General features: G+C 73.5%; 8 protein-coding genes and 1 pseudogene. 4 read left to right on the top strand and 5 right to left on the bottom strand.

Features of this window, described 5'->3' with window-relative positions:
- Positions 1–650, bottom strand: a 650-nt coding sequence (locus tag ACWCSD_RS44265) for an acyl-CoA dehydrogenase family protein (RefSeq protein WP_449924293.1), incomplete at its 3' end; no start/stop codon positions are given.
- A 153-nt stretch (positions 651–803) separates the two neighbouring features.
- Here ACWCSD_RS44265 and argG point away from each other — a divergent pair.
- Together argG and ACWCSD_RS44255 are read left to right on the top strand one after the other, a co-directional pair.
- Positions 804–2,252, top strand: a complete 1,449-nt coding sequence (gene argG / locus ACWCSD_RS44260) for an argininosuccinate synthase (protein WP_352351275.1) — start codon at positions 804–806, stop codon at positions 2,250–2,252.
- A gap of 106 nt (positions 2,253–2,358) precedes the next feature.
- Positions 2,359–3,474 (top strand): cupin domain-containing protein, encoded by a 1,116-nt coding sequence (locus ACWCSD_RS44255; protein WP_449924289.1) that lies wholly within the window; start codon positions 2,359–2,361, stop codon positions 3,472–3,474.
- Here ACWCSD_RS44255 and ACWCSD_RS44250 read toward each other — a convergent pair.
- The 4 genes from ACWCSD_RS44250 to ACWCSD_RS44235 all read right to left on the bottom strand — a co-directional run bounded on the left by ACWCSD_RS44250 (position 3,466) and on the right by ACWCSD_RS44235 (position 5,477).
- Positions 3,466–4,065 carry a class I SAM-dependent methyltransferase gene (locus ACWCSD_RS44250; RefSeq protein ID WP_449924286.1) on the bottom strand — a complete coding sequence of 200 codons (600 nt, stop codon included), beginning with the start codon at positions 4,063–4,065 and terminating at the stop codon, positions 3,466–3,468. The two genes, ACWCSD_RS44255 and ACWCSD_RS44250, sit on opposite strands and share 9 nt — an antisense overlap.
- Positions 4,066–4,072: 7 nt before the next feature.
- Positions 4,073–4,735, bottom strand: a complete 663-nt coding sequence (locus tag ACWCSD_RS44245) for a glycine-rich domain-containing protein (protein WP_397156237.1) — start codon at positions 4,733–4,735, stop codon at positions 4,073–4,075.
- Between the two features lie 9 nt (positions 4,736–4,744).
- A complete protein-coding gene (locus tag ACWCSD_RS44240) occupies positions 4,745–5,200 on the bottom strand; it encodes a hypothetical protein (protein WP_449924283.1) in 456 nt (151 codons plus the stop codon).
- Positions 5,201–5,300: 100 nt separating this feature from the next.
- Complete coding sequence (locus ACWCSD_RS44235) at positions 5,301–5,477, bottom strand: hypothetical protein (protein ID WP_358286146.1); 177 nt, start codon at positions 5,475–5,477, stop codon at positions 5,301–5,303.
- 174 nt (positions 5,478–5,651) lie between these two features.
- On the opposite strand from ACWCSD_RS44235, the gene ACWCSD_RS44230 reads away from it, so the two are divergent.
- Together ACWCSD_RS44230 and ACWCSD_RS44225 are read left to right on the top strand one after the other, a co-directional pair.
- Positions 5,652–6,566, top strand: a complete 915-nt coding sequence (locus ACWCSD_RS44230) for an ATP-binding cassette domain-containing protein (protein ID WP_397156241.1) — start codon at positions 5,652–5,654, stop codon at positions 6,564–6,566.
- Positions 6,563–6,803: pseudogene (locus ACWCSD_RS44225) on the top strand (hypothetical protein); the annotation flags it as partial. The gene ACWCSD_RS44230 and the pseudogene ACWCSD_RS44225, both read left to right, overlap by 4 nt.

Here is a 6,803-nt window from a genome sequence, read left to right as displayed (position 1 = left end):
CGCAGCGGCTCCCGCTGCGCGAACAGGTGCGTGCGCGACTCCGGCACGAAGACGCCGTCGATGGCGTAGTCGAGGCTGCCGGTGGCGCGCAGGCCCAGGACGTCCCAGTTGCCGAGCAGTTCGGAGTCCTCGACCGGGGTGATGAAGATGCGCTCCTCGCCGGTGCCCTCGACGACGCCCAGGCTGTGCACGTACCGGGCGTGCGGCATGGCCGAGGCGAAGCTCCAGCGGCCGGTCAGCCGGAAGCCGCCGTCCTCGCGCACGGCGGTGCCCGGCCGGGTGCCCTGGCCCGCGAACAGCGGCGTGCGGGGGCCGCCGAAGATGTGCTCGACGGCGTCGTCGCCCAGATAGGCGCCCGCCGTGCCGTTCTCCAGGGTGGTGGCCATGACCACCCAGCCGGTCGAGGCGTCGGCGTAGGTCAGCTCCTCGAAGAGGGCGAGCAGCTCCGACGGCGACAACTCCGAGCCGCCCAGCGGGGCGGGCAGCCAGACGCCGAACAGCCCGGCCTCGTGCAGGGCGGCCACGACGGGCTCGGTCAGCCTGCCCAGCGCCTCGGCCTCGGCCGCCTCGCTCTCGATCAGCGGGCGCAGGTCGCGGGCGCGGTCCAGGTGGGTGGGGCCGGCTGAGTGCAGGCGCGGCTTGTCGCTCATGTCCCGGTGCTCCTGTTCGTGATCGTCGGCGGTCCTTCCTCCGTCAGATCACGTCCCCGCCCGGTTGTCCACCCTCCGCCGGAGATCCCGGCCCGCACCCGGAAAAGACGCTGGCTTTGCATGAACATGCGTTGCAATGCATAATCTTCTTCTATGTCCAAGGTTCTCACCTCCCTGCCCACCGGCGAGCGGGTCGGCATCGCCTTCTCCGGCGGTCTCGACACCTCGGTGGCCGTCGCGTGGATGCGCGACAAGGGCGCCGTCCCGTGCACCTACACCGCCGACATCGGCCAGTACGACGAGCCCGACATCGCCTCGGTGCCCAGCCGCGCGCTGGCCTACGGGGCCGAGCTCGCGCGCCTGGTCGACTGCCGCGCCGCGCTGGTCGAGGAGGGCCTGGCCGCGCTCACCTGCGGCGCGTTCCACATCCGCTCGGGCGGCCGGGCCTACTTCAACACCACGCCGCTCGGCCGCGCCGTCACCGGGACCCTGCTGGTGCGGGCCATGCTCGAGGACGAGGTGCAGATCTGGGGCGACGGCTCCACGTTCAAGGGCAACGACATCGAGCGGTTCTACCGCTACGGCCTGCTGGCCAACCCCCACCTGCGCATCTACAAGCCCTGGCTCGACGCGGACTTCGTCTCCGAGCTCGGCGGGCGCAAGGAGATGTCGGAGTGGCTGCTCGCCCACGGGCTGCCCTACCGCGACAGCACCGAGAAGGCGTACTCGACCGACGCCAACATCTGGGGCGCCACCCACGAGGCCAAGACCCTCGAACACCTCGACACCGGCATCGAGACCGTCGAGCCGATCATGGGCGTGCGCTTCTGGGATCCCGAGGTCGAGGTCCTCCCCGAGGACGTCACCATCGGCTTCGACCAGGGCCGCCCGGTCACGATCAACGGCAAGGAGTTCGGCTCCCCGGTCGACCTGGTCATGGAGGCCAACGCGATCGGCGGTCGGCACGGCCTGGGCATGTCCGACCAGATCGAGAACCGCATCATCGAGGCCAAGAGCCGCGGCATCTACGAGGCCCCCGGCATGGCGCTGCTGCACGCCGCCTACGAGCGCCTGGTCAACGCCATCCACAACGAGGACACCCTGGCCACGTACCACAACGAGGGCCGGCGGCTCGGCCGGCTCATGTACGAGGGCCGCTGGCTCGACCCGCAGGCGCTCATGCTGCGCGAGTCGCTGCAGCGCTGGGTCGGCACGGCGGTCACCGGCGAGGTCACCCTGAGGCTGCGCCGTGGCGAGGACTACTCGATCCTCGACACCACCGGCCCGGCCTTCAGCTACCACCCCGACAAGCTGTCGATGGAGCGCACCGAGGACTCCGCGTTCGGCCCGGTCGACCGCATCGGCCAGCTCACCATGCGCAACCTGGACATCGCCGACTCGCGCGCCAAGCTGGAGCAGTACGCCACGCTCGGCATGGTCGGCACCACCCACCCGGCGCTCATCGGCGCCGCCCAGGCGGCCTCGACCGGCCTCATCGGCGCGATGCCGCAGGGCGGCGCGGAGGCCATCGCCTCCCGCGGCGAGGTCTCCGAGGACGACGAGCTGCTCGACCGCGCCGCGATGGAGCTCGGCACCGACTGACCGGGCCCCCGGCCCCCGGGCCGCTCCCGGGCCCCCGGCCCACCCCCCGGGCCGCCGCCGCGCGGCCCGGGGCGTGGCGCGCGGACGCCACGGGTACGGACCGGAGATGATGATCGACGAGCGGGACGGCGCGGACGTCACGCCCGCCACCGACTGGCTGCTCGGCCCGGTGTCCCGCGAGGAGTTCCTGCGGGACCACCAGGGGCGGCGGCATCTCCTGCTGCGCAGGCGGTCGCCCGGCCACTACCGCGAGCTGTTCTCGCTGGCCCGCCTCGACGAGCTGCTGTCCGGCTCCGGCCTGCACTCCGGGGCCGTGCGCGTGGTCCGCGACGGCCACGCCGACGGCGGCGCGGCCGGGCTGGAGGACCTCTACGCCCGCTACCGCGACGGCTCGACCCTGATCATGCCCTCGGTGCACGAACGGTGGCCGCCGCTGCGGGAGCTGTGCCGGCGGCTGGCGGGCGAGTTCAGCGCGGAGTGCCGGGTCAACGCCTACCTCACCCCGCCGCGGTCGCGCGGCTTCGGCGTCCACCGCGATTCCCACGACGTGTTCGTGCTGCAGGTGGCCGGGACCAAACGCTGGCGGATCCACGAGGACGCCCGCCACGAGTTCGACCTGTGCGAAGGGGACCTGCTCTACCTGCCGCGCGGCCTGCCGCACGAGGCCGCCTCGGCGCAGGGCGCGTCCCTGCACCTGAGCGTCGGCGTCCATCCCTTGACCTGGGCCGACGTGCTGCTGGCCGGGTGCGAGGCGGCCGTCTCCGCCGACCCCGGCTGCCAGGAGCCGCTGCCCATCGGCTTCGCCCGTACGAGCGGCGGCCGGGCCGCCACACGCGAGCGCATCCGGGAGCTGACCGCCCGCCTGATGACCGTCCTCACCCCCGAGAGGCTGGCCGACGACGCGGTGGACATGGCGTTGCTCGCCGAGGGCGACCGGCTGGGCGGCCATCTGCTCGACCTCACGGGCCTGGCCGGCCTCGACGCCGGCACCGCCGTCCGGCTCCGCCCCGGCCTGCGCTGGGAGAGCAGACGGGACGCCGGCACGCTGGTCCTCGCCTTCCACGGCAAACGGCTCAGCCTCCCGGCCCGGCACGAGGCGGCCGTCCTGCGCATGGCGGACGGCGAGCCCTTCACCGCGGCCGGCCTGCCGGGGGAGTACGGCCTCGCCCTGGTACGCCGCCTGGTCGAGGAGGGCTTCCTGACCCTCGCGACGTCAGGCTGACCCGGCGGCGCCACCTGTGCCGGGGGCAGCGGGCCTGCGGAAGACGCAGCGCACCACGTGCCAGCGCTTGGGCTCGTCCCTGGCGTCGACGCCGTCGTAGCGGTCCTCGCGCAGGACGACCGGCTCCAGCCGGGGGAACAGCGCGCCGGCCTCGGGGGCGCGCAGGAACGTGCGCCCCGGCCGCCCCGCCCAGGCGTCCTCCGGACCGAAGAACGTGCAGCACAGCACGCCGCCCGCGGCCAGGCCGCCGGCCATCGCGGCCGCCACCCGGCGGACGTCGGCCTCGGGCAGGAAGGGCAGGACGTGGATCGCGACCATGAACGAGTAGGCCCCCGCCGCGATCGGCACGTCCCGGACGTCGGCGTGCACGACCCGCAGCCGCGGGTGCCGCCAGGCCGCCGCCAGCGCGAGGGTGCAGGGGTCGGTGTCCACGGCCTCGACCGAGAAGCCCAGCTCCAGCAGGAAGCGGGTGTCGTTGAGCGGGCCCGCGCCGAGGTCCAGCGCCCGCCCGCGGACGCCGCCGAGCACGCCCAGCGCCTCGACGACCAGCGCGTTGGGCCCCCGCCCCGCCCGCAGGGAGGCGTAGGTCACGCCGCCGCTAGCCGCTCACCTTGAGGATCCGCTGCTCGACCAGCACCTCGGCCAGGGCGACCCGCTCCTCCCCGGTCAGGCCGCCGGGCAGCTCCCGCACGTAGAAGGCGCCGGTGCGGGCCACGAACTCCAGCGCGGGCGAGGCGATCATGTTGGCGGCCACCAGCGGTTCGCCCGACGGGGAGAGCAACTCGACCTGGTTCCCGTCGCGGCGGGTGGTGAGCAGCCCGGCGCGCTCGTTCACCACGCGGCGGGTCAGCGTGACGGTGCGATGGTCGTACCAGACGTCGGGGAGCGGGCAGCCGAAGAGCTCCTCGTAGCGGTCGCGGAACTCGGCGAACGTGCCCGCCGGGGTCTCCTCGGCGGGCTCGTCCGGCGTGCCGGGGTCGTTGCTCGGGCTGTGGTGGACGTACCGGCCGAAGTAGGTGCGGCAGAACTCGGTGTACAGGCCGGTGAAGAGGATGAAGTGATGCCAGGCGTCGTCGACGCGCGTCGAGTGCATCGTCCAGATCCGCGACCGGTCGACCTGCGTGAGCACCAGGTACTTCTTCGCCTCGGCGAACAGCTCCCCGGCCTCCTCCTCCGTCGCGGCGACGCGCTCCTTGACGAGCCGTTCGAGCAGGTAGGGCGCCTGGTGGTCGAGCGCGGCGAGCGGGGTGTCGGTGATCATGGCGGTCCCCTACTCCGGCGACGACTTCCTGCGGCAGGACGAGAGGCACACGCTGCTGCAGTCGCGGCAGGTCATGCAGGGGCTGTGGCAGTCGGCGCGCTCGGTCTTGACCCGCAGGTGCAGCCGGCCCGTCCGGATCTCCCCGGCGTCCTCGGCGGCCTCCGAGGTCAGCGACGCCTCCGCCGTGCCGGCCTGCCGGCGGACGACCTTGGCGTCCCGGCGTACCCACAACACCTTCGCGCCGAAGAGCAGGATGTCCTGGGGCACGTCCTCGATGTGCAGGACGTCGCTCAGCGGGATGTCGAGGGCCGAGTTCAGATCCTCCAGGCTGGGATACAGCGTGACGCATCCGTCCTGGTACGGCGGGCCCACGTAGCCCCAGAACGTCATGGTGTCCGGGAAACCCTCCTGGAGCAGCTTGACCAGGAGAGGATGCGGCTCGGGCCCTTGGGCGGCTTTGCTCATGGCGGTACTCCTCGTTCCCGGCGAGCGTGACATCCCGGACCCGGGAGCGGCGGCGCGCCGCGCCGCCGCTTTGCCGAACCCGGGGCCGCGCCGGGCGGGCTCAGCCGAGGTCGCCCTGTGCCGCGCCCGGCGCGTTCGCCTCGGCGAAGACGCCCACCTGCTCGGACGCCGGTGACGGCGGCTGCTCCATGAGCGCCTGGATCGCGGACCTGCGCTTCTCCAGGCCCACTTCGTCGATGCTGATCCGCCGCCGGTTCCGGCTCTTGTCTTCGGTCATGCTCGGCAACCGTAGTGAGCCGCGCGTCAACGCGGGGCAACGGCACCGTCTTGTTTGGGCGCGCTCGCCCCGGCCGGACGGCGTCGCGACCTGGTCTGTTCCGGTTTTCCGCCATCGAGGTCGGCGGCCGGACCCCATGGTGGCCCGTCCCCCGGCTGCCTAGCGTTGACCCTCGTGATCAGTCTGAAGGGTTTGACCAAGCGGTACGGCGACCGGACGGCGGTGCACGACCTGTCGCTGGAGCTCAGACCCGGCGCGGTGACCGGGTTCCTCGGTCCCAACGGCGCGGGGAAGTCCACCACGATGCGGCTCGTCCTCGGGCTCGACCGGCCCTCGGCGGGCACGGCGCTGGTCGGCGGCGTGCCGTACCACCGGATCAGGAACCCGCTGCGGACGGTCGGCGCGCTGCTCGACGCGCGGGCGCTGCACCCCGGGCGCAGCGGCCGGGCGCACCTGACCGCGCTGGCCCGCAGCAACGGCATCCCCGTGCGGCGGGTGGCCGAGGTGCTGGAGAGCGTCGGCATGGCCGGCGCGGCGAACCGCCGGGCCGGGGCGCTCTCGCTCGGCATGAGCCAGCGGCTCGGCATCGCCGCCGCGCTGCTCGGCGACCCGGCGGTGCTGCTGTTCGACGAGCCCGTCAACGGGCTCGACCCCGACGGCGTGCGGTGGGTGCGCCGGCTCATGCGGTCGCTGGCCGCGGAGGGCCGCACGGTGTTCGTCTCCAGCCATCTGATGAGCGAGATGCAGCTCACGGCCGACCACCTGGTGGTGATCGGCAAGGGCCGGCTGATCGCCGACGCGCCCCTGGCCGAGGTCATCGGGCGCAGCTCGCTGACGGCCGTGCTGGCCCGCACCCCGCACGCCGGGGAGCTGGCCGGACGCCTGCGCGCCGCCGGGATCGCCGCCGAGCGCGTCGCCGAGAACGAGGTCGTCGCCACCGGCGCGCCCGTCGAGCGGGTGGGCGACCTGGCCTACGAGGCCGGGATCAGGCTGCACGGCCTGCGCACCCGGGAGGCGTCCCTGGAGCAGGCCTATCAGGAGCTGACGGAGAGCAGCGTGGAGTACGGGACGACGGAGGCGGGCGCGTGACGGCGGCGTTGTGGCAGGCGGCACGGGCCGAGTGGGACAAGTTGTGGTCGGTCCGGTCCACGTGGTGGTGCCTGGCCGGCGCGGCGGCGCTCATGGTGCTGACCGCCGTGGCCCTGGCCGCCGCCGCGGCCACCGACGCGGTGCCACGACAGCTCGAACAGGTCGATGAGGGTGGCGATCAGCCCCTGCTGCCTGATCATGAGCGCGCCCGGCGTGTAGGCGATCGGGGTGATCCGG

It is taken from the genome of Nonomuraea sp. NPDC001684, assembly GCF_053596515.1.
The sequence above is the reverse complement of the archived record's forward strand: the minus strand, read 5'-3'. Positions and strand labels throughout refer to the sequence as shown.